Raw genomic sequence first — 18,453 nt, 5'->3', positions numbered from 1 at the left:
GTCGGTCTGCCCCGGGCCGCCGGGGTGGGCATGATCGGCACACTGCCGGTGGTCTGCGCCCACCGACGGTCGGCGCCCGGCCCGTCACGCGATCGCCCGCGCGGCTTCGCGCGGCGTAACCGGGTGGGGCGGGTGCAGGCTGGACGCATGGAGGCACGCCGTAAACGCTCGGTGACGTGGGCTGGCTTGGGGCCGGCCAGCCCGGCATCGGGACCGTCGGACCCAGGGCGCCGCACGGGGACGGTATGGAGACTGGTCATGACCCGCGGCAGGGGCGTTCCGAGGAGGCACGATGACGGTCCTGGTCGGCTATGCGAGCGCGCACGGCTCCACCCGGGAGATTGCCGAGCGCATCGGCGCTTGGCTGGCCGAGTCCGGCTGCCCTGCCGATGTCCGGCCGCTCGACGACGGGACGACCGTGGACGGGTACACCGCCTTCGTCCTGGGCAGCGCGGTCCACAACCGACGGTGGCTGCCGGAGGCGTCCGCCTTCCTGCGACGCCACCGTGACACGCTCGTGCACGGTCGGGTCTGGGCCTTCAGCGTCGGTATGCCCGCCGCGCTGCGGGGGCCGTGGCGCAGGTTCGCCTGGCGCGAGGAGGCGATCATCCTCGACGCGCTCGCGCCGTTGCCCGGCCTGTGCGGACACCGCCTGTTCTCCGGTGTCGTCACCCGCGAACAACTCGGCCGGGTGGGCACACTCACCCTCCGCCTCTTGGGCGGCCACACCGGGGACTACCGTGACTGGGACGCCATCGACGCCTGGGCCGCCGAGATCGCCGAGACGCTCATGGCCGCCGGGAAGGCCCCGGGGCGCTGACCTCAGCCCTGGGGATCATTGCGACACCACCGCGCCAATCCCCGGTTGCTGACCGTTCATGGACCTCCCGGCTATGCGGTCGGCCGGGAAGGAGGCTACCCAGGTGGCAGGGTCGCCTTCGCCGGTTCCAAAGGTGGCGAGCAACTCGTGCCGCTCGGGGTCGATGCTGTAGCGGGTCACGAATCCCTACCTCCAGGACTGCCGCGGTGCTCGGTCGCCGTGAGGGGCCCATTGTGACCGACCGGCGGGATCCGGAGGCGCGGGCACAGGCCTTCGGCCCGGCAGCGGGCGGACTCGATCGGGAGTGGTCCGGTTCCTTCGGGGTACGGTCGTCCCGTGACTCAACTTCCCAGCAGTTTGGCCACGTTGGTGATGCTTACCGACTTCTCCGGCCTCGCTTCGTGGGGGCGTCTGCGCAAGGTCCTGGCCACCCCGAACGAGTACGGGTTCCGTCCCGAGGCTGAGCTCGTGGACGATCCCCGCTTCGCGGGTGCGACCTGTGCCGAGGCGAGGAAGCTGCTGCTGCGCGACTATCGGTACCCGCTGCTCGTCCTGGCGGACACGGTGGCGCTCGGCTCGGCCGGGCTGCCGGTCGTCGTCGTGGACCCGTGGGGTGAGCCGGGGCGCTTAACTGGGTTGTTGCCGCAGAGCTTTGGGGGATCGAGAACAACCTGTCGATCGCGAACACGGACTTCGACGATTTCGCCCGCGCCGTCGACCAGGACGGGGTGTTCAGGGACTTCTGAGCCGGACCGGCTGGCAGGCCAGGGCCGCTGGTTGCCTCCGACCTTCTCGTGCGGTTGCGTTGTCTCCCTGCCGGAGAGTGATCACGAGTCCGCCCGGCCTCGGGGTAGCTGGCCGACAGGGCGGCGGCGCGGGGTAGGCGGCTCGGTCACTGAGGTAGTGCCACCCTGAAAAATGGAGGTCACGGGGGTTGGCGTGGTGCAGAGCTGGGCACCCGGGGCTGGCCGGGAACCTGATCGTTAGCAGGAGATCGTCCGTCGTGCGGCCCGTTCGCCCGAACTCCGATGCCGCCCGCCGAGGCCTCCTGCCCTCCGAGGAGGGTTCGGACGGGAGGCGTGCTGGTGGTGGACGTGTTGACGTGGGTGATGCAGCGGCGGCTGGTACTGGCCGCCCGTCCCGAGCGGCTGCGGAAGGAACTCGCCGAGCTCGACGCGGAGGTTGTACGGCTGGAGGTTGCGGAGGTGGTGTTCGGGCAGTTCGCCGACGCTCAGCGACTTGCCGGCCGGCCTTGCGCGGTCTAGGCGGGGGACGTGGCGCAGGCGGTTCGCACCGGTGCAGCGCGACGCGAGCCGTGTAACATTGTCGCCCATGCGATGACATTCATCCAGTCAGCGAAAGGGTGACGACGTGGATACTCGGGACACCGGCGCGGCCGGGGTGAGGCCGGCCTCGTTCCTGGCCGCCGCCGCCGCGCTGGGCATGATGGCCGCCGCCGCCCGCACCGCCCGTCACGCGCCCCCGGACGACGCGGGCCAAAGCGATCCGCAGCAGGCCCTGTCCGCGCTCTTGTTGCTGCGCCACCTGCGCGAGGAACTCGCCGGTTGGGAGACCGGGCTGATCGTGACCGCCCGCGACGCGGGCGCCACCTGGGCCGACCTCGCCGAGCCGATGGGCGTCCAGAGTCGCCAGGCCGCCGAACGCCGCTACCTGCGTCTGCGTCCTAACGGGGACGCCGGCGCCGAGGCGGGAAGCACCGGCGAGCAGCGCGTCCAGGCCACGCGCGACCAGCGCGCCGCAGACCGGGCGGTGACTACCTGGGCCCGCGACAACGCTGCCGACCTGCGCCGCCTCGCCGGGCAGATCGGCGCGCTGGACGACCTCAGCGCCCAGGCGGCCCCCGCCATAGAGCGCCTCCTGGACGCGCTCGGCCACCAGGACCCTGCCCGTCTGCTCGCCCCGCTTGCCGAGACCCGGCCCCTCCTGGAGGCGAACCACCCGAAGATCACCGACCGCCTCGATCAGTTGACCGCACGAGCCGACCAGCTGCGTGCCGACAGCGACCGGCAGCGCCGCACGCCCCCGGCCGGCCCGTGACCGCCCCGCCGGGACGCTCCCCTGCCCGGTCCGCGCCCCGCATTCTGTGACCGGTTCACCGCGGCACACCTCCGCGAGGCGCCTGCCCCGGCACGCGGGGCGCGAGCCGACGCCTGACGGCTACCGCCGTGCAGAGGACCCGTATCTTCCGAACCGTGACGGCCGCGCTGTCCCCGACCCCAGCCGACTCCCATGACTCCAGCCGACCTGCAGCAGCTGCTTATCGAACGTGCCCCGGGCATACCGGGCATTACCGGTGCCGGCAAACGTGACGACGACAGCCCCTACGGCCTGACCGTGGCCTTGGAGGGCGGCGGACCGATGTGGTGGACCATCACCGGCGCCAGCGGCCCCGCGCCCACCATCACCACAGGCGACGGTGACGGCGACGGGAGCGTGGAGGTGCCGGACCTGACGGGCTCGTCGGTTCCAGTGGCCCTCGTCGAGCAGGGCCTGGTCGCCTCCGCCGTCGCGGCCGACGACCCGGCCGGCGGGGTCGTGCGCGTCGACCGGTACAGCACGCGCCCGGACCCGCCCGCGGTGCGCTACGGCGCGACGCTGGAGTGCCGCGACGGCTGGAAGTTCTTCCTGTCCTGCTACGGCACCGCCCGCTCCGGCCACACCCGCCCCGAGCAGCCCTACCAGCCCCTCAGCCACATCTGAACACCCCCGGGCCGGCCACACAGCACACCGGCCGGCCCCGGCGGCTCGACCCGATCCGAACCCTCGAAGGAGACGCCTCCCGTGGCCAGCCCGACCCAGACGCTGGAATTCCAGGCGGAGACCCGCCAGCTGCTGCAGCTGGTGATCCACTCGATCTACTCCAACAAGGACATCTTCCTGCGCGAGCTGATCTCCAACGCCTCCGACGCCCTCGACAAGCTCCGCCTGGAATCCCTCACCGACACCACCCTTGAGGCCCCCGACCCGCACATCGTCCTGGAGGCCGACAAGGACGCCCGCACCCTGACCGTGCGGGACAACGGCATCGGCATGACCCACGACGATGTCGTCGACCTGATCGGCACCATCGCCAAGTCCGGCACCGCCGGCCTGCTGGCGAAGATCAAGGAGGCCAAGGACGCGGACGCCGCGCAGCACCTGATCGGGCAGTTCGGCGTCGGCTTCTACTCCGCGTTCATGGTCGCCGACAAGGTCACCCTCCACACGCGTCGCGCCGGCACCGAGCAGGGAACCGTGTGGGAGTCCGACGGCGAGGGCACCTACACCATCGCGCCGGCCGACGGCCTGCCGGTCGGCACCTCGGTCACCCTGCACCTCAAGACCGAGGACAGCGAGGACGGGCTGGGCGACTACCTGGCCCCGTGGAAGATCCGGCAGATCGTCAAGCAGTACTCCGACTTCATCCGCTGGCCCATCCGCATGGCCACCGAGCCCATCAGTACCACTACCGACGGCGGTGCCGACGCAGGCGCAGGCTCCGACGGTGAGGCCACGGGCGAGCTGGAGACACTGAACTCGATGAAGGCCTTGTGGGCCCGCCCGCGCAGCGAGGTGACCGAGGCCGAGTACAGCGAGTTCTACCAGCAGATCAGCCATGACTGGCAGGCCCCGGCCGAGACGATCCACATGCGCGCGGAGGGTACCTTCGAGTACGAGGCGCTGCTGTTCATCCCCGCCCATGCCCCGTTCGACCTGTTCTCCCGGGACACCAAGCGGGGCGTGCAGCTGTACGTCAAGCGGGTGTTCATCATGGACGACTGCGACGCGCTGATGCCGAACTACCTGCGGTTCGTCAAGGGCGTGGTGGACGCCCACGACCTGTCGCTGAACGTCTCCCGCGAGATCCTGCAGCACGACCGCCAGATCACCGCCGTGCGCCGGCGCCTCGTCAAGAAGGTCCTTGGCGCTCTCAAGGACATGCAGACCAAGAACGGCGAGACCTACGCGAAGGTGTGGGAACAGTTCGGCCGGGTCCTCAAGGAGGGGCTGATCGAGGACCGCGACAACACCGACGCACTGCTGGAACTGGTCAGTGCCGCCTCGACCAATGACGCGGCGAAGCCGACCACGCTGCGCGAGTACGTCGCGCGGATGAAGGACGGCCAGGACACCATCTACTACCTGACCGGCGAGAACCGGGCGATGGTGGAGAACTCGCCGCACATGGAGGCCTTCACCGCCAAGGGCTACGAGGTCCTGATCCTTACCGACCCCGTCGACGAGGTCTGGACCGACCAGGTCCCCGCCTTCGAGGGCCACCGCTTCCAGTCCATCGCCAAGGGCCAGGTCGACCTCGACAACGACGCCGACGGCGAAGGCAGTGACGAGGCGAAGGCGGAGAAGGCCCAGCGCGAAGAGGACTTCGCCGCCCTCCTCGCCTGGCTCCAGACCACCCTGGCCGAGCACGTCAAGCAGGTCCGACTCTCCACCCGCCTGACCACCTCCGCGGCGTGCCTGGTGGGCGATGCCCACGACCTGACCCCCACCCTGGAGAAGATGTACCGGGCCATGGGCCAGGAAGTCCCGGCCGTGAAGCGGATCCTGGAGCTCAACCCCACCCACCCCCTGATCACCGCCCTGCGCCGGGCACACGAGACGAACGCCGACGACCCGGCGCTCGCCGAGATCGCCGAACTCGTCCACGGCAGCGCCCTGCTCGCCGAGGGCGGCGACCTGCCCGATCCGGCCCGTTTCACCCGTCTCCTGACCGACCGCCTCACCCACACCCTCTGACCCCCACCGGGGTGCGGCCCGCCGTACGACCGATCAGCCCGGCCAGCCGCACCCCGCACCGCGCTCGGCCAGCCCCCACCCGGCACACGCCGCAGGGAAGGGGTCGGAAGCGCTGCGCACGAGTCGCACCGAACCGGGCGTCCCGCCGGAGCCGACGCTGGCCCCGGTGGGACACGTGCGCTGCGCCCGGTTCGGCTTCCACGCCCCTGCGGCACCGCCGCCATCACCCGCTTCGGCAGCCGGAAACGGACCCCTGGCCACCCGGCGGCCGACCGACCGAGCAAGGAGACAGAAGCGTGTACCAGTACACCGACCGCAGGAACCGCACCCTGGCCGACCGCGTCAACGAAGCCGCCGAGCGCCGCCTCGGCCAGGGCACCGAGCAGGACAAGGGCGCCGTGACCGCCCTGCTGGCCGACATGCTCAATGCCGCCGCCCAGCACGGCATCACCCTCGATGTCTTCGACTGGGTCGCCGACCTGCCCGGAAACTGTTACGCCGCCGTCGTCTCCCCTCTGCACGCGCGAACCACCCAGTGGGCCACGGCCGGCTGAACTCGACAAGCCGGGCTACGTGTCACCGTCCCCTTTCACCGACGCTTCGCACGGGCTGCTGCGGCGCCGGCTCCTCCTGAAACGGGAGAACACGCAGCGACCCAGGACGAAACCCGTGTGCTGGGGCCCGAACTCCAGCACCCGGCCGACACCCCGCCGCAGTCCGGACGGCCAATCCTGCGCTCTCACGACCGAGGTGGACTCCGGCCCGCTCAATGCGTTCACCGGGGGTCGCCATCGCCCCGTCTGGGATCAGGTGAAATCCCTTGCGGTGAGAACCACCGCGTCAGGCGACTGCCGGAACGCCTGGCCCCCGTTGCACCGGGAAACTGCCCGGGCTGGACGCCGGCCTCCACCGGCCGCGCCCGCCACAGTTTCAGGTGAAGCGCACTGGCTCCCATTCGATCAGTGGAGGTGTTTCGCGATGCTGATGCGCACTGACCCGTTCCGCGAACTGGACCGGCTGACCCAGCAGTTCCTGGGAACCAACGGAACCTGGTCCCGGCCGGCCCCGATGCCGCTGGACGCCTGCCGTGTCGGCGACGAGTACGTGATCTGCTTCGACCTGCCCGGGGTGGACCCGGACGCGATCGACATCGATGTCGAGCGGAACATGCTGACCGTCAAGGCCGAACGCCGACCGCGCCACCAGGGCGACAATGTCAAGTGGGAGCTGTCCGAGCGCCCGCTCGGCGTGTTCTCCCGCCAGGTCATGCTGTCCGACACCCTCGACCCCGCGGGGATCGGCGCCGACTACGACGCCGGCGTGCTCACGCTGAAGATCCCGGTCGCGGAGAAGGCCAAGCCCCGCAAGATCGCCATCAGCCACAGCGGCGACCGCAGGCAGATCCAGGCCTGACCCCCCAGACTGTTCCGCGCCGCTCCTGATCCCCCCGAGAAGCGGCGCGGAACACCCCCCAACCGCCGGCCGCCCACCCGCGGAGACCGGGCAACGCCATGAACGTCCGGAGCAACCAACCCTTCGTAGTGCGGGCCAGCGGCGAGATCGACCTCGACACCGCCCCCGCGCTGCGCGGTGCTCTCACCGCCGCATTCGAGTCGCACCGGGAGGTGGCGCTCGACCTGTCGGAGGTGACGTTCATCGACTGCGCGGGCCTGGGCGCCCTGGTCCGGGCCCGCAACCAGGCCGACCGGTGCGGTGGGCGCCTGGTCCTGCGAGGGGCCGGCCGCCGTGTGGTGCGGCTGCTCGAGCTCACGGGCCCGCACCGGCGGCTGGCCGTCGAGCCCTGACCGGGCGCCGGCCGGGTTCGCACCGGCCCCGACGGAGGGAGACACATCGTGACTCTTCGATGGGAGGCGTTCCTGGAGGAGGTCCGGGAACGCGGTGAGTACGACACGCCCCGGGAGGCCGAGCGGGCGGCGCGCGTCGTCTTGGCCCTGCTCGGCGCCCACCTGGTCGGCGACGTGCGCGCCGAACTGGCCGCCCGCCTGCCCGAGACCCTCGCCCTGATCCTGCTCAACCCGCTGCAGGCCGCCGAGCCCCTCGGCCCCGAGCGGTTCGCACGCGCGACCGCGGCCTGGATCGAGGGCGCCACCGAGACCACCGCCCTGTGGGACATCGGCGCCGTCCTCAGCACGGTGTCCGACGCCGCCGGCGACGACCTCACTGAGCGCGTCCTGCTCCAGCTGCCGCCCGGCTACGACCTCCTGTTCGGCCGGCCCCGGCCCGGCCACCGCCCCTGAAAACCGTCCGCGCCGCCGCACCCGCCCGGCCGGCCCCGTCCCCTGGAAGGCCACCGCCATGACCCGGTACCGCCTCCTTCTCCAGCAGGTCCGCACCCTGGGCCGCTACACCTGCGACGAGGAGGCCGAACGCGTCCTGCACGCCGTCCTGGCCGTCCTCGGCTCCCAGTTCACCGGGGAGGAACGCTGCGACCTCGCCGCGGCCCTGCCCGAGCGCGCCCGGGCCGTCTTCGTCAACCAGATCCCGCTGCCCCAACCCGTCGCCGCACCGGCCTTCGTCGAAGCCGTCGCCCGCGGCCTGAACACCAGCCTCACTGCCGCCCGCTGGGACGTCTCCTCCGTCCTGGCCGCCCTCACCGACCTCGTCGGCGACCACCTCACCGACCGCCTCCTCGCCGACCTGCCCCGTGGCTGCGCGCTCCTGTTCGGCCGCGCCGACCTCACCATCGCGGCCTGACCCGGGACGGCACTGCCGGCGCCGGCCACCCGCCACCCAGCGTGGCAGGGCGGCCGGCGCCGGGCCGTCAATCCGGCCGACGGCGACCGGAGTACAGGCCGACGACGCAGGACCGCCACCGCCGGGCACCGGTTCGAATCCGGCGCCAGGCCGATGTACCCGCGACATCCACCTCGGCCACGTGTGACCGGCCCAGCCCTGCCGAGCAGCTGAGCCATGCTGGAGTTCGCCTCCCGACCGGGCATCAGCTCCCTCGCCCCGGCCAAGCCAGGGCGAGCGCGCTGCGCACCACGACGCCAGGCGCAGGATCGACCTGGACATCTGGTCGGGCAGGTCCGCGAGCGCGGCCCGGCAGGAGTCACCTCTGCCCGTGGGCGCCAGCTGGGCGGGCGGTGTCGAGGGCGTCGCGCAGGGCGTACAGGTCGGCGATGGTGGCCAGTTCGGCGAAGCGGGCCAGCAACCGGCGGATGGTTCGGTCGTCGCCGTCGTGCACGGCCTCGGTGATCGCCTCCACGAGGGCAGACTGCCCGTCCCGGGCGGTCTCCGGTGCTCCGGGCACCAGGTCCTCCACTCCCGCCTCCTGCGCGGTACTGCTTGCTCGTCGGCGGTGCGCGGCGGCGGCACGGGGGGTGCCGCCGCCGCGCACCGGCAGAGTACCTCACTCGCGGCGAACGCAAAATCTATGCGCGCCGGAGTAGACATTGCTCGTGGGCTGGTCTAGCGTTTCTCTCGTAGACAGCAGTCGGCGATACCGGCCAGACACGAACTGCCCGGGGTTGTTGGACAGAGTTCGCGGTGCGGTCCGGCAGTGGAGTTCCGAAGCCAGGCAGGTGCAGGACGGCGACGGGACTGGCTGCCGGACCGGCGGCCCGCAGGTATCAGGGGCCGCCGTCAGCGGTATCCCGCAGTACGCGGTTCAGTGAGTGCGGTACCAGCAGCACGAGACAGGCATGACCACGGTGAAGGCGCCCAGGCTGCGGGCGCGCGCACCGGGAAATCCGGGCAGTGGGGTTCCGAGCCGACGCAAGTGCACGACGGGCGACGGGGCTGGCTGTCGGACCGGGTGGGCCACCACGGCCACCGACCAGCAGGACGCAATACAGTCAGGTGCAGTACCGGCAGTACCAGCAGTACGAAGTGACAGTGCAGTCCAGAGGATGAATGGAGGGCGCAAGCGCCACCAGGATCGCCCGGCCCGTGAACACTCGCCCGGGCGGACACCGCAGACCCCAACGCAAGGACGGTGGTTTCCGGTCACGCATACGCGATCCCCGCACACCCCCTCCCCCGGGGCAGTGCGGAACCCAAGGACCGGCCCAGGCCGGTAGGTGGTGTTGTTCCCCTTCGGGGCCCCGGAGCCGACACGGCGCCGGGGCCCCTCGACGCGTTCTCCCCGAGAACCAGAGAGGTGCAGTGACTACAACGACCAGCCCCGACACACCCGACAAACTCGACGACGACGACTACCCCGCCTACACCATGGGCCGCGCCGCCGAGATGACCGGCACTACTCCCGGCTTCCTACGAGCCCTCGGCGAACACCGCCTCATCACCCCGCTACGCTCGGACGGCGGACACCGCCGCTACTCCCGCTACCAGCTGCGCATCGCCATGCGCGCCCGCGACCTCGTCGACCAGGGCACCCCCATCGAGGCCGCCTGCCGCATCGTCATCCTCGAAGACCAACTCGAAGAAGCCCTGCGCATCAACGAACAGCTCCGCCGCACCCAGCACGGCCAGGAACCCGCCGCCGACACCTGACGGACCGGTAGGGCTCCCGGCCTACAGTCCCCTCCAGCCGTGCGGCCGCCCGCCGCAGGCGCCAGAAAGGTGGGGGCGACCTCGCGCTGTACGCTCTGGTCGCCCCGAACGGTGGCACCGCACGCGGCACAGGACGTGGCGGCCGGAGGGCGCGGCCGGGCCGGACGCCGCCGCGGACAGGTGCTCGGGATGGTCCGCTCCGAGATGGGCCGCCTCGCCCGGGGCGTCGGCGCCTTCCGCCCGCCCGCTGCGCCCGTCGTCTCCCCGGCGGGGCCGCCGAATCTCCACGGCACCCGGACCAGCGGTCTGAACCCCGCTCAACGCGCTCGGCATCTCCTCGTTGCGGGGACGTACGACGCCAAGCCGGGCGGCCACTTGGCCTGCCGTCGCTGTCAGGAGTCGGAGTAGCTGAGGTCGCCGATGGTCCAGCTGCTGATGTCTTCGATGGCGATGCGGTACATGCCGCCGGTGTGGGGCAGCGCGAAGTCGCCCTGAAGGATCTTCGCCCGGTGGAGATGCAGATGGGTCGGCCGTGCGGGCGGGCCGTCGACGGGCGGGGCGAAGAGGGCGGCGAACGGCTTCAGGTGCTCCGAGGTCTGGAGGACCTCCGCCACCCGCTCCCACCACAGGGTCACCGGGGCAAGTCTGCCGGTGATCACCGCTCCGGGGACCACCACGGTCAGGGACATCTGGTTGCTGTGCTCGGACTCGACCATCGCCGCGATGTCGACGAGCAGCCCGTCAGGGTTCGACATGCCCACCAGAATAGGACATTGCCTCCGTGACCCACAGGCCTGGGCAGTGGTCATGGCAGCCACGGACCCCGCACCGGCCGCGCGGCCGGGGGCTACGCGGCGGCGACCTGACGTGCCGGTCGGCTGCGCCGTGGTGCGGGGCAGTTGGGGGCATCCGTGAGGGTCGGGGCATCGCCCGGATCGTGCGGGCCGGCGGTGACGAGCAGGTCGACTCCGAGAGGGGTGACGGTGAAGCCCGCAGCGCCGAGGATCTCCGACAGGGCCAGTATCAGCGCGCTGCGGATGCCGCGGAACTCGGTGCGCCCGGCGGCGTCGGCGGGATGCGGGCAGGCGTGGAGGGTGGGGCCGATCAGGTCCTGGCCCGGACTCCATCCCAATACCAGGCCTGTCTTTGGATGGTGCCGGGCGGAGAGTCCGGCGGCCTGGGGCGGTGCAGGCTCGAACCCTCGGCGGGCGAGCACCGCACAGACGGACTCAAACAGATGTTTGTCATCCACACGCCGAGTTTACTGCCCGCCCGGCCCGGAGCCGGCCATCGATGACGGCTCGTGACGTGCCCTTTCCGGCCATCGCCGGCGCCGTTCCAGAGGCGCAGTGGCGGGTGCCCGTTCGGCTCGGGTCAGAGTTTGAACATCGCGGCGTAGGGCTGGGTGACGCGGGCGCCGACGGCGAAGTGCTTGCGCGGCGCCTCGATCCGGGCCTTGAATGGGCTGGTGGGCAGGATGCGGCGAACCGCTGCAGATTTCGACATTCCCTGCAGTATGCGCCGAAAGTCGCGGGAGCGGGTCTTTTCGGCGCACGCAAGTTCAGAGCCACGACGGGAACTTCGCGTAATCCGTCCACATGGTCGTGGATGGCATCGGCGGGTTCGGTGCGGCGCGCTTTCACGGGTCTGTCTCGGGGAGGCAGGTGCGCGCCGCCCGCACGACTCGCTCTCCCCGGGAGGGCCGGCGGTCGGCGCCGAATGGGCGGGAGCATGCCCAACCAGACCTGTTTCCAGGCATGTTGGCCGCCATGTCGCCTCGTTGTCGGCGGCGCCAGGGGCGGGGTGCCGCAGAGCCGGGGCGAAATATCCGCCCGCGGCGGGCCCGGGCCTGCTAGAGTCGTCCTAGTTGCAGTAGTGGTTCCCATGAACTTTGTGTGCGCCTGCTGATGTATCGCAGGCGCCTTTTTCTTTCCCGGCTCTTCCCCGGGTGGGTGCTCATCGCAGCGACTCGGAGTACGCGCTGTGCGGGCTTCGGACAGCCCCTTGAAGGAGATTTCTTTATGGCTAATGGCACTGTGAAGTGGTTCAACGCGGAAAAGGGCTTCGGCTTCATCGAGCAGGAGGGTGGCGGCCCCGACGTCTTCGCCCACTACTCGAACATCAACGCCAACGGCTTCCGTGAGCTGCTCGAGGGCCAGAAGGTCGAGTTCGACGTCACGCAGGGCCAGAAGGGCCCGCAGGCCGAGAACATTCGTCCGCTGTAGTTTTTCTGCCACGGCACCCGCCTGGTAGCGAGGGGCCCGCACCGCGTACATGATGCCCGGTGCGGGCCCCTCGGCATTGCGCGACGCGCATCCCCGGCCGTTTCCGGCCCCCTGGCTCCGCCACCGGCGGCCATCCCCACGCGAGACGCACAGCGCCGCGTCCGGATCGGCGCCCTGCCGTGACAGTTCACGGTTCGAGGTTCTTCGCTCCCGCTCTCCGCGGTGAGCGCGGTCCTGAGGTGACGTGCCGCACGGTTTCACCGTCCACGCCCCGCCCTCTCCATACTTTCGGCCCGTTCCTCGCGATCTCCTGCCGGCGCCCGGCGCTGCGGAGCCGCCTCGCTGCGTGCCGCCCCAGGAAGGTCTCCCATGAAGCGCTCCAGTCGCTCCCCGTACCAGAACACCAACTCCCGATCCTCGGCCTCCGCCCGCTCCGGCGGTTCCCACGGGTCCCGCTCCGGCGGCAGCTCCTTCTATGGCGACCGGCCCACCGGCGGCCGGAACTCGCGTCAGGGACACTCCCTTCAGGGCGAGTTCGCAATGCCGGTGAGCACCACCCCGGCGCTGCCGGCCGTCGAAGCGTTCGACGAGCTGGACATGCCGAAGGCGCTGCTGTCGGTGCTGACCCGGCAGGGCGTCACCGCGCCGTTCCCGATCCAGGCCGCCACGCTGCCGAACTCGCTGGCCGGGCGTGACGTCCTCGGCCGGGGCCGCACCGGCTCCGGCAAGACCATCGCGTTCGGTCTCGCCGTGCTGGCCCGCACCGCCGGACAGCGTGCCGAACCGCGTCGCCCGCTGGCCCTCGTGCTGGTGCCCACCCGCGAGCTCGCGCAGCAGGTCACCGATGCCCTCACGCCGTTCGCCCACGCGGTGCGGCTGCGCATGGCGGCCGTGGTCGGCGGGATGTCGATCGGACGCCAGGCCCACGCCCTGAACCAGGGGGCCGAGGTCGTGGTCGCCACCCCCGGTCGCCTCAAGGACCTGATCCAGCGCGGTGACTGCCAGTTGGACGGGGTGGGTGTCACGGTCCTCGACGAGGCCGATCAGATGGCCGACATGGGCTTTTTGCCGCAGGTCACCGAGCTGCTCGACCAGGTTGCCGAGGGCGGCCAGACGATGCTGTTCTCCGCCACCCTGGACCGTAACGTCGACCGCCTGGTCCGGCGGTTTCTGAAGGATCCGGTCACCCACTCGGTGGACCCGTCCGCGGGCGCGGTCAGCACGATGGAGCACCACGTGCTGCACGTGCAGAACTACGACAAGGCCGCCACGATCGCGCACATCGCCTCCCGCGACGGCAGGGTGATCATGTTCATCGACACCAAGCACGGCGCTGACCGCCTGGTGGAGGACCTGCTCGCGATCGGGGTGAAGGCCGCCGCCCTGCACGGCGGCAAGTCCCAGCCGCAGCGCACCCGCACCCTGGAGCAGTTCCGCACCGGCCAGGTCACCGCGCTGATCGCGACCAACGTCGCCGCCCGGGGCATCCACGTCGACGGCCTGGACCTGGTCGTCAACCTCGACCCGCCGAGCGACCACAAGGACTACCTCCACCGCGGCGGGCGCACGGCCCGCGCCGGCGAGTCCGGCACCGTCGTCACCCTCGTCCTGCCCAACCAGCGCCGCGAGATGGCCCGCATGATGAACACGGCCGCCATCACCCCCGTCACCACCCGCGTCAGCGCCGGCGGCGACGACCTGGCCCGCATCACCGGCGCCCGCACGCCCACGGGCATACCCACTGTGATCGCCGCCCCCGTCGTCGAACGCCCCCGCCGCAGCGCGTCCACGAGCCGGGGCCGCCGTGGCCGCCCCGCCCACGCGGGAGTCGACACCCGCGCAACCGCCACGGGCCGCGACAACAAGGGCTCCTCCGGCCGCCGCCGGGCACCGCGCCGCGTCGCCCTCGCCGCTTAGCGCGTACGGGGGCTGGGACTGCCGCCGCAGTCCCGGCTCCACCGCTCACCAAGTGAACAGCATTCTCGGCCCGCTCCGGCGCACCCGCCAGCCGTCCCACCGTCAGCGTTCTGCCCACCGCCGGTCCCGGCGGTGGATACGCGAAGGAGTCCGCCCATGACCATCACCCTCGAACGCACCGAGACCACCGCCACGGTCGGCGACCTCATGAAATGCCCTGAGCTACAGGTCAGCGACGACGTCATGGTCGACATGGCGATGGACATCCTGCAGAGCTCCGGCGCCGACCACCTCTTGGTCCGCGACGACGACGGCCGCTGTGCGGGGCTGCTGACGCGCCTGCACCTCGCGCCGTTCCAGGCCCGCTCCTGGTACACCGAGCGGACCCCGGTGCGCGCCGTCGTCCTCGACCGTGCCCCGTTCGCCACCGCTGACATGCCCGCAGACGCGGCGGCCGCCGTCATGCGCGCCCGAGGCCTGGCCGTGTGGCCGGTGGTGGACCATGACGGCCACGCCATCGGCTTGCTCAGCTTCTAGGACCGTCCCGTCGGCGCCGATGCGCCGGCCATCGCCCTGTCCGCTCGCAGTATCCCTCACCGCTGCCTTCGGCCCCGTGTCTCGCCGGGGGAGGCCCTCCGGGCAGTGGACGCGCAGGTCGGTGCGGCCTCACCCGACCCCGGAATCCCGCTGCCTGGAAGCGGCTTCCGCAGGGGTGGAACTCACACCCAACACCTGGTCGACGCCGGGCGGTGCAGCAGGGCCGCGACCGGTGCGGCAGGTGCCGGGCGGCCGGAACGGTGCGCAACGGTCGTCCGGTGCACCGAAACGGCGGACTCGTCTCTGGGGCGGCCGGCGGTGCACGGCTGGCGCCCACCGCGGGCCGGTCTCGTCGCCCTGGTGGGCGGGTCAGGTGTCGGCCGCGGGTTCCTGGCCGTGCTGGGAGGCGCGCAGTTGCTCGTTGATGCGCAGCGCTTCCTCGAGCTGGTCTTCGAGGATGATGATGCGGCAGGCCGCGTCGATGGCGGTGCCCTGGTCGACGAGGTCACGGGCGCGCATCGCGATCCGCAGCTGGTAACGGGAGTAGCGGCGGTGTCCGCCCTCCGAGCGCAACGGTGTGATGAGGCCCTGCTCGCCGAGGGAGCGCAGGAAGCCGGGGGTCGTGCCGGTCATCTCGGCGGCGCGGCCCATGGTGTAGGCGGGGTAGTCGTCGTCGTCGAGGGAGTCGGGGGTATGCGGTCGGATGGTTGCCGTGGTCACTGCACCTCTTCTTGTTGTGTCGGGGGACGCGCTGAGGGGCCCCGGGGCCGTTGCGGCTCCCGGGGCCCCGAAGGGTTTTACACCATCTGCCGGCCCTGTGGCCGACTTCCTTGTGTCCGCCTCGCCCCGGGGGTGGGGGCGTGCGGGGATCGCGTATGCGTGACCGGAAACCACCGTCCTTGCGTTGGGGTCTTCGGAATCCGCCCGGGTGATGCTTCACGGGCCGGGCGATCCTGATGGCGCTCTGTCCCCTCCGTTCATCCTCTGTACTGACCGAATTAACTGCGAACTGCGGGTACTTCCAACTTCCGGGTACTGCGACCTACTCGGAACTGCTGGTACTGCGAACTGCGTGGTAGTGCCAACTATCCGGTACTGCTGTGGCGGTCCTTGCGGTCCGCCGGCTCCGGCAGCCAGCCCCGTGGCCCGTCCTGCTCAACCACTCGGCCTGGAACCCCACTGCCGGACTCCCAGCACGCGCGCCGGCAGCCTGGCGCCTTCACTGGGATACCGCGTACTTTGACTGCCGGTACTGCCTGACTCAACTTCACCTGCTGGTCATGCACTTGCCGAAATCGGTACCACTCGGTGGCGGCCCCTGATGCCTGCGGGCCGCCAGGCCCGGCCGCCGACCCTGTCGCCTTGATGGACCATCCCTGGCTTCAGGGCCCTGCAACCGTTCCTACCTGCGAACTTCTGTCCTGCTGCCCGCCAGTTCATGTCTGGCGGGTACCGCTTGACCTCGTCCACGAGAGAAACATTAACCACGGTGAGCCGCAATGTCTACTTCAGCGGGCATAGATTTTTCGATGCTGCTCGGGGAGGTATTCTCCGCCCCGCACAGGCGGGGCGGTCCGGCCGCCGCAGCCGCGCCAGGACGGAGGACGCCGCGCCAGGCGGCCGTGAGCAGGAGGCGAGCGCTGGAAGCGCGGCAGACCGCGCGGCAGGTGCGCACCCCCGACCCGCATATACAGGCGTCGCTTGTGACGGCCATCGCCGAAGCCGTCCGCGACCGGGACGAGCGGGTCCTTCGTCGGCTGCTGGCCCGCTTCGCCGAGCAGGCCGCCATCGCGGACCTGCCAGCCCTGCGCGATGCCATCGACACCACCGGGCAGCACGGTGACCGCCCGCCGGAGACCCGATAGGCCGAGCCGGTCCGCCGCACTCCCGCGCAGCGGCCGAGATCATGGACACGGGTGCTGGCGGCCCGGATGAGGCGCTCAGGGACCACCACTGAGCGCCGGCAGCGGGCCGACCCGCGGGCGGGGTGCGTCCTCTCACCGGGCCCGGGAGTGTGTCACCGGTGTCCCGTGGGTCGTGCCGGCGGGCGAGGTGCGCAGGGCGAGGACGGCGATGTCGTCGCCGAGGTGGGCGTCGGCCAGGGTCCGGCACAGGTCTTCGAGGGGCAGAGCGGCCTGGGCGGCGGCGACCTGGGCAAGGGCGGTGAGGCTGGCGTCCAGGGGGGCGGTGGGGGTGCTCGACCGGACCCTCCAGATCAAGCGTACGGACCCCAACCGGGCCTGGCGTGCGGCTGAGATCGCCAAGCAGCTGGGCCTCTCCGGCCACCGCGGCGTCAGCGCCGAACTCGGCCGCTCGGTCAAGGAGGGCATGCTCCTCAAGCCAGCCCCCGTGACCTGCATCCTTGCACCCGACTGGGCCCCGCCCGACCAGCAAGAACCGCTACACGAAGCGGACTTGCAACCTGCGGATTCACGTTAACTACGCGGCATTGGAGTACTTGCGCGGTGCTGGCACTGCTGTGGCTCTCCTTGCGCCTGGATCGTAACCCAGGCTTCAAGGACTCCACGAAGATCAGTGCAGCTCAGCGGCCCCACCAGGGAGCAGGTGCGCTCCGCCTCGGCCGCTGCTGTGGGCCTGTTCCCAGGGCATCACCAGTCAGGTCAGGCATCCCGTGGCGGCGGTTTGCTTGCCCGCCGGCTCACGCAACACCTCAAAGCGGGCACACGGCCAGAACAACCGCCGGACCGTGTTGCCCGATCCGAGCCCGGTCGGGGAGAAGGGCCACTGTCAGGGCCGCGTCGATGTCCTTCCGGGGTGCGGTCTACTCAGAGGGCGGCGCGGTCATCGGCGGCGGCCGCCGCCGCCGATGTGGCGGTCGTTGGCCAGTGCGGTCAGCGGGCCGTACTCACAGGCGAGCTGATTCCACGTCAGAACCTCGCCACACCGGGCCGGGAACGTCTTCGGGTCGAATTCGGGCATGGTCCAGGTGCCGGTGCCCCGGTCCCGCAGCCACAGGTCCCCGTCACCGTCGACCACAGTCGGCGGGGCCGGTACGGGATCGGCCTGATCGATGGGATCCCAGGTGACCCGGCCGGGGTGGGAGACGCGGCGCAGCTCGGTGGTGGCCAGCCGTGCGGCCAAGTCGCGGGTGGACTCTTCGGTGTCCTTGACCGACGCGAGCCGGTATGCGTCGTCGAGGACGGGCAGGGCTGGATTCTGGCTGCGCTTGGAACTCATACGCTGGTTACCTCCGTAGGGGGCGCCACATCCGTTATGGCACCCCGTGTAGGAACACGGTATCCGAGGCGGGAGCCGTGCCGGTCACTACCACCGTTCAGGTGAAGGAGACCGGGGCGGTGGGGCCTGGTGGTGAGCCGGTCCCGGACATGGCGCAGCCGCGGTGGTTCGTGGTGATGGCGATCCCTGAAAACGGCCACCCGGATACAGGCGTTTGCCGTCTCTGATCCCCGCAGGTGGCCGGTTGCGAGAGCGAGGAGGTCACCCGGCGCTTCAATTAGGGCACCGTCGCCAAACAGGGCGTCGAGGAAGGCGAGTTGACAATCCACTCCGAGCGGGCCGGTGCAACCCGTGGCTGGGGACCCTGGACCGGCTCGGCCTCGGCTTCGACTCCTGGCAGTTCGGCTGTTTTCCCAGCTGGAGCCGGGGCAGCAGCCGGCAAACGGGAATTTCGGGGTCATGCCGCCCGGCAGCCTATTATCGCTTCCTGGGCCTGTGGACCTGATCCTCGGCTCACCAGGTACG

At 71.0% G+C, this 18,453-nt stretch carries 23 protein-coding genes and 2 pseudogenes; 17 read left to right on the top strand and 8 right to left on the bottom strand.

Going from position 1 to position 18,453, the window contains the following annotated elements; genetic code table 11:
- Positions 1-292 precede the first annotated feature (292 nt).
- Positions 293-820 (top strand): flavodoxin domain-containing protein, encoded by a 528-nt coding sequence (locus ACFVUY_RS28565; protein WP_387734599.1) that lies wholly within the window; start codon positions 293-295, stop codon positions 818-820.
- A 15-nt stretch (positions 821-835) separates the two neighbouring features.
- Here ACFVUY_RS28565 and ACFVUY_RS28560 read toward each other — a convergent pair whose 3' ends face one another.
- Positions 836-1,000 (bottom strand): hypothetical protein, encoded by a 165-nt coding sequence (locus tag ACFVUY_RS28560; RefSeq protein ID WP_387734597.1) that lies wholly within the window; start codon positions 998-1,000, stop codon positions 836-838.
- Between the two features lie 192 nt (positions 1,001-1,192).
- On the opposite strand from ACFVUY_RS28560, the pseudogene ACFVUY_RS28555 reads away from it, so the two are divergent.
- The 11 genes and pseudogenes from ACFVUY_RS28555 to ACFVUY_RS28505 form a co-directional block, all read left to right on the top strand.
- Positions 1,193-1,435, top strand: a pseudogene (locus ACFVUY_RS28555) (DUF6924 domain-containing protein); the annotation flags it as partial.
- 32 nt (positions 1,436-1,467) lie between these two features.
- Positions 1,468-1,566 (top strand): annotated as a pseudogene (locus tag ACFVUY_RS28550) (DUF6924 domain-containing protein); the annotation flags it as partial.
- 339 nt (positions 1,567-1,905) lie between these two features.
- Positions 1,906-2,085: a hypothetical protein gene (locus ACFVUY_RS28545; protein WP_387734594.1), complete on the top strand. Its 180-nt coding sequence runs from the start codon at positions 1,906-1,908 to the stop codon at positions 2,083-2,085.
- A 106-nt stretch (positions 2,086-2,191) separates the two neighbouring features.
- Positions 2,192-2,878, top strand: a complete 687-nt coding sequence (locus ACFVUY_RS28540; RefSeq protein WP_387734592.1) for a type III effector protein — start codon at positions 2,192-2,194, stop codon at positions 2,876-2,878.
- A 192-nt stretch (positions 2,879-3,070) separates the two neighbouring features.
- Positions 3,071-3,541, top strand: coding sequence for a hypothetical protein (locus ACFVUY_RS28535; RefSeq protein ID WP_387734589.1), 471 nt, complete (start codon positions 3,071-3,073; stop codon positions 3,539-3,541).
- Between the two features lie 81 nt (positions 3,542-3,622).
- Entirely contained in the window at positions 3,623-5,575 is a 1,953-nt protein-coding gene (gene htpG / locus ACFVUY_RS28530; protein ID WP_387734586.1) for a molecular chaperone HtpG, read from the top strand.
- A gap of 296 nt (positions 5,576-5,871) precedes the next feature.
- A complete protein-coding gene (locus ACFVUY_RS28525) occupies positions 5,872-6,129 on the top strand; it encodes a hypothetical protein (protein ID WP_387734584.1) in 258 nt (85 codons plus the stop codon).
- A 424-nt stretch (positions 6,130-6,553) separates the two neighbouring features.
- Positions 6,554-6,988 (top strand): Hsp20/alpha crystallin family protein, encoded by a 435-nt coding sequence (locus ACFVUY_RS28520; protein ID WP_387734582.1) that lies wholly within the window; start codon positions 6,554-6,556, stop codon positions 6,986-6,988.
- A gap of 98 nt (positions 6,989-7,086) precedes the next feature.
- The gene (locus ACFVUY_RS28515; protein WP_387734580.1) at positions 7,087-7,380 is read left to right on the top strand and encodes an STAS domain-containing protein; all 294 of its coding nucleotides are present in this window, start codon (positions 7,087-7,089) and stop codon (positions 7,378-7,380) included.
- A 48-nt stretch (positions 7,381-7,428) separates the two neighbouring features.
- A complete protein-coding gene (locus tag ACFVUY_RS28510; protein ID WP_387734578.1) occupies positions 7,429-7,833 on the top strand; it encodes a DUF2267 domain-containing protein in 405 nt (134 codons plus the stop codon).
- A 58-nt stretch (positions 7,834-7,891) separates the two neighbouring features.
- A complete protein-coding gene (locus ACFVUY_RS28505) occupies positions 7,892-8,290 on the top strand; it encodes a DUF2267 domain-containing protein (protein WP_387734575.1) in 399 nt (132 codons plus the stop codon).
- Positions 8,291-8,648: 358 nt separating this feature from the next.
- On the opposite strand, the gene ACFVUY_RS28500 is transcribed toward ACFVUY_RS28505, so the two are convergent.
- A complete protein-coding gene (locus ACFVUY_RS28500; RefSeq protein ID WP_387734572.1) occupies positions 8,649-8,861 on the bottom strand; it encodes a hypothetical protein in 213 nt (70 codons plus the stop codon).
- 908 nt (positions 8,862-9,769) lie between these two features.
- Here ACFVUY_RS28500 and ACFVUY_RS28495 point away from each other — a divergent pair.
- A complete protein-coding gene (locus ACFVUY_RS28495; protein WP_387734646.1) occupies positions 9,770-10,051 on the top strand; it encodes a MerR family transcriptional regulator in 282 nt (93 codons plus the stop codon).
- 392 nt (positions 10,052-10,443) lie between these two features.
- Here ACFVUY_RS28495 and ACFVUY_RS28490 read toward each other — a convergent pair whose 3' ends face one another.
- The 3 genes from ACFVUY_RS28490 to ACFVUY_RS28480 all read right to left on the bottom strand — a co-directional run bounded on the left by ACFVUY_RS28490 (position 10,444) and on the right by ACFVUY_RS28480 (position 11,557).
- Complete coding sequence (locus tag ACFVUY_RS28490) at positions 10,444-10,806, bottom strand: hypothetical protein (protein WP_387734569.1); 363 nt, start codon at positions 10,804-10,806, stop codon at positions 10,444-10,446.
- Between the two features lie 92 nt (positions 10,807-10,898).
- Positions 10,899-11,303 (bottom strand): hypothetical protein, encoded by a 405-nt coding sequence (locus ACFVUY_RS28485; protein WP_387734567.1) that lies wholly within the window; start codon positions 11,301-11,303, stop codon positions 10,899-10,901.
- Positions 11,304-11,425: 122 nt separating this feature from the next.
- The gene (locus ACFVUY_RS28480) at positions 11,426-11,557 is read right to left on the bottom strand and encodes a hypothetical protein (RefSeq protein WP_387734565.1); all 132 of its coding nucleotides are present in this window, start codon (positions 11,555-11,557) and stop codon (positions 11,426-11,428) included.
- Positions 11,558-12,072: 515 nt separating this feature from the next.
- Here ACFVUY_RS28480 and ACFVUY_RS28475 point away from each other — a divergent pair.
- From ACFVUY_RS28475 to ACFVUY_RS28465, 3 genes are all read left to right on the top strand, one after another.
- Positions 12,073-12,276: a cold-shock protein gene (locus ACFVUY_RS28475; protein WP_030918248.1), complete on the top strand. Its 204-nt coding sequence runs from the start codon at positions 12,073-12,075 to the stop codon at positions 12,274-12,276.
- A gap of 369 nt (positions 12,277-12,645) precedes the next feature.
- Complete coding sequence (locus ACFVUY_RS28470) at positions 12,646-14,193, top strand: DEAD/DEAH box helicase (RefSeq protein ID WP_387734563.1); 1,548 nt, start codon at positions 12,646-12,648, stop codon at positions 14,191-14,193.
- 156 nt (positions 14,194-14,349) lie between these two features.
- Complete coding sequence (locus tag ACFVUY_RS28465; protein WP_387734561.1) at positions 14,350-14,730, top strand: CBS domain-containing protein; 381 nt, start codon at positions 14,350-14,352, stop codon at positions 14,728-14,730.
- 369 nt (positions 14,731-15,099) lie between these two features.
- On the opposite strand, the gene ACFVUY_RS28460 is transcribed toward ACFVUY_RS28465, so the two are convergent.
- Complete coding sequence (locus ACFVUY_RS28460) at positions 15,100-15,381, bottom strand: MerR family transcriptional regulator (RefSeq protein ID WP_094745409.1); 282 nt, start codon at positions 15,379-15,381, stop codon at positions 15,100-15,102.
- A 1,052-nt stretch (positions 15,382-16,433) separates the two neighbouring features.
- Between ACFVUY_RS28460 and ACFVUY_RS28455 the strand changes: the two genes are divergently transcribed.
- Positions 16,434-16,595 carry a hypothetical protein gene (locus ACFVUY_RS28455; RefSeq protein WP_387734559.1) on the top strand — a complete coding sequence of 54 codons (162 nt, stop codon included), beginning with the start codon at positions 16,434-16,436 and terminating at the stop codon, positions 16,593-16,595.
- A gap of 132 nt (positions 16,596-16,727) precedes the next feature.
- On the opposite strand, the gene ACFVUY_RS28450 is transcribed toward ACFVUY_RS28455, so the two are convergent.
- The gene (locus ACFVUY_RS28450; protein WP_387734557.1) at positions 16,728-16,949 is read right to left on the bottom strand and encodes a hypothetical protein; all 222 of its coding nucleotides are present in this window, start codon (positions 16,947-16,949) and stop codon (positions 16,728-16,730) included.
- Between the two features lie 583 nt (positions 16,950-17,532).
- Positions 17,533-17,928, bottom strand: coding sequence for a hypothetical protein (locus ACFVUY_RS28445; RefSeq protein ID WP_387734556.1), 396 nt, complete (start codon positions 17,926-17,928; stop codon positions 17,533-17,535).
- Positions 17,929-18,453 lie beyond the last annotated feature (525 nt).

The organism is Kitasatospora sp. NPDC058063 (assembly GCF_042885395.1).
GTDB lineage: Bacteria > Actinomycetota > Actinomycetes > Streptomycetales > Streptomycetaceae > Kitasatospora > Kitasatospora lactacystinica.
This window is presented reverse-complemented; position numbering and strand designations above follow the sequence as displayed.

Excerpts from the sequence above, each read along its gene's own strand:
- ACFVUY_RS28565 (WP_387734599.1), top strand. The coding sequence starts at position 293 with ATGACGGTCCTGGTCGGCTATGCGAGCGCGCACGGCTCCACCCGGGAG.
- ACFVUY_RS28535 (WP_387734589.1), top strand. The coding sequence starts at position 3,071 with ATGACTCCAGCCGACCTGCAGCAGCTGCTTATCGAACGTGCCCCGGGC.
- ACFVUY_RS28520 (WP_387734582.1), top strand. The coding sequence starts at position 6,554 with ATGCTGATGCGCACTGACCCGTTCCGCGAACTGGACCGGCTGACCCAG.
- ACFVUY_RS28515 (WP_387734580.1), top strand. The coding sequence starts at position 7,087 with ATGAACGTCCGGAGCAACCAACCCTTCGTAGTGCGGGCCAGCGGCGAG.
- ACFVUY_RS28505 (WP_387734575.1), top strand. The coding sequence starts at position 7,892 with ATGACCCGGTACCGCCTCCTTCTCCAGCAGGTCCGCACCCTGGGCCGC.
- ACFVUY_RS28495 (WP_387734646.1), top strand. The coding sequence starts at position 9,770 with ATGGGCCGCGCCGCCGAGATGACCGGCACTACTCCCGGCTTCCTACGA.
- ACFVUY_RS28490 (WP_387734569.1), bottom strand. The coding sequence starts at position 10,806 with ATGTCGAACCCTGACGGGCTGCTCGTCGACATCGCGGCGATGGTCGAG.
- ACFVUY_RS28480 (WP_387734565.1), bottom strand. The coding sequence starts at position 11,557 with ATGTCGAAATCTGCAGCGGTTCGCCGCATCCTGCCCACCAGCCCATTC.
- ACFVUY_RS28475 (WP_030918248.1), top strand. The coding sequence starts at position 12,073 with ATGGCTAATGGCACTGTGAAGTGGTTCAACGCGGAAAAGGGCTTCGGC.
- ACFVUY_RS28470 (WP_387734563.1), top strand. The coding sequence starts at position 12,646 with ATGAAGCGCTCCAGTCGCTCCCCGTACCAGAACACCAACTCCCGATCC.
- ACFVUY_RS28465 (WP_387734561.1), top strand. The coding sequence starts at position 14,350 with ATGACCATCACCCTCGAACGCACCGAGACCACCGCCACGGTCGGCGAC.
- ACFVUY_RS28460 (WP_094745409.1), bottom strand. The coding sequence starts at position 15,381 with ATGGGCCGCGCCGCCGAGATGACCGGCACGACCCCCGGCTTCCTGCGC.
- ACFVUY_RS28445 (WP_387734556.1), bottom strand. The coding sequence starts at position 17,928 with ATGAGTTCCAAGCGCAGCCAGAATCCAGCCCTGCCCGTCCTCGACGAC.